This is a genomic window from Pseudonocardia pini (assembly GCF_013870575.1).
In the GTDB taxonomy this organism is placed as follows: domain Bacteria; phylum Actinomycetota; class Actinomycetes; order Mycobacteriales; family Pseudonocardiaceae; genus Pseudonocardia; species Pseudonocardia pini.
Genome location: NZ_JACBXB010001023.1, coordinates 1 through 1,578, shown reverse-complemented (window position 1 = coordinate 1,578; position 1,578 = coordinate 1). Strand labels below are relative to the sequence as shown.

2 protein-coding genes are annotated in these 1,578 nt (G+C 74.7%); both read left to right on the top strand.

Annotated features, from left to right (window positions below; all coding sequences use genetic code 11):
• The coding region (locus H5J29_RS32100; protein ID WP_181784670.1) for a LacI family DNA-binding transcriptional regulator at window positions 1-841 on the top strand (841 nt) is incomplete at its 5' end.
• A gap of 196 nt (window positions 842-1,037) precedes the next feature.
• The coding region (locus tag H5J29_RS35635) for a LacI family DNA-binding transcriptional regulator (RefSeq protein ID WP_181784669.1) at window positions 1,038-1,578 on the top strand (541 nt) is incomplete at its 3' end.

Here is a 1,578-nt window from a genome sequence, read left to right as displayed (position 1 = left end):
CGGGCGCAGCCGCACCCTGGGGGTCCTGATGACCGTCCGGGAGCCCTTCGAGGCGGATCTCGTGGAGGCGATCTACCCGGAGGCGGAGCAGCTCGGCTACGAGGTGCTGCTGTCGGCACGCACGCCCGGCCGGGACGAGGCGACCGCGGTCGAGAGCCTGCTCGCGCACCGGTGCGAGGCGATCGTGCTCCTCGGCCCGGACGTCGACGACGGCTTCCTCGCCGAGCTCGGCGCCCGCACCGTCGCGGTGGTGGTCGGCCGCGGCGCCACGGACAGCGGCCTGGACAGCGTGCACTCGGCGGACGCCCTCGGGGTGCGCCAGGCCGTCGAGTACCTGATCGGCCTGGGGCACCGCGACATCGTGCACGTCGACGGCGGCACGGGGCCGAACGCCGCGGCCCGCCGGTCCGGGTACGTGGCCGCGATGGCCGCCCACGACCTGATGCCACACGCGCGCGTCATCTCCGGCGCCTATCACGAGGACGCGGGCATCGCCGCGGCCCACACGCTGCTGTCCGAGGACCGCCTGCCCACCGCCGCCGTCATCGGCAACGACCGGGCGGCCATCGGCCTGCTGGACACCCTGCGGCGCAACGGGATCGAGGTGCCCGGGCAGATCTCGGTGATCGGCTACAACGACGACCGGTTGGCCAGGCTGTCCCATGTGGACCTCACGACCGTGCGGCAGGACGCCGGGGAGCTCGCCCGGAGCGCGGTGCGGGCGGCGGCGGCGCGGCTCGAGGACCCCACCCTCGCCCCGGACGAGACGGTGCTCGTTCCCGAGCTCGTCGTCCGCGGCACGACCGGCCCACCCCCTTTGGGGCGCAAGGGATCCGGGTGACGGATCGGCGTCGGCGCCCCCTGTCCGGGTGGGTCCGGCCCCGCCCGTCCGGCCCAGTCCGTCACCGCCTGTGACAGAAGGCTTTTCGTCCGTGTGGGTGCGGGGAGGACCCGATCGTGGCGGAGTGGCGGTAGGCGACGATTCCTGCGTGGACGGTATGGGGGGATCCGCCGCACGCGCGGCGACCATGAGCGACGTGGCGCGCCGGGCAGGGGTGTCCCGGGCCACGGCGTCCTATGTGCTCAACCGGACGCCGGGTACGCGGATCCCCGAGCAGACCCGGGCCCGGGTGCTCGAGGCGGCCGAGGAGCTGCGGTACGTGCCGCACGTGAGCGCACGCTCGCTCCGACGCGGGCGCAGCGACCTGGTGGTGGGCCACGTCGACGGCGGATCCGTGCTGCGCCAGGGGCTCGCGTTCGTGGCGCTGATCCACGTGGCGCGGGAGATGCGGCAGGCGGGGTACACGTTCGTCTTCCACGGTGACCCGACCGTCACCGGGATCGCCGCCGCGCGGTCCTGGCTCGCGTTGCGGCCTGCGGCGGTGCTGGCCACCCTGGACCGCTACACCGAGGAGAGCGTGGCGATGCTCGCGCAGGCGGGCACCGTCCCGATCGCGTTGTCGCACACGCCGTCTGACCTCACCCCGACCATCGTGCTCGACGACGGGCAGCTGGGCCGGGTCGCCGCCGAGCACCTCGTCGGGCGCGGGTGCAGGCGGATCGTGGTGCTCGGCGGCT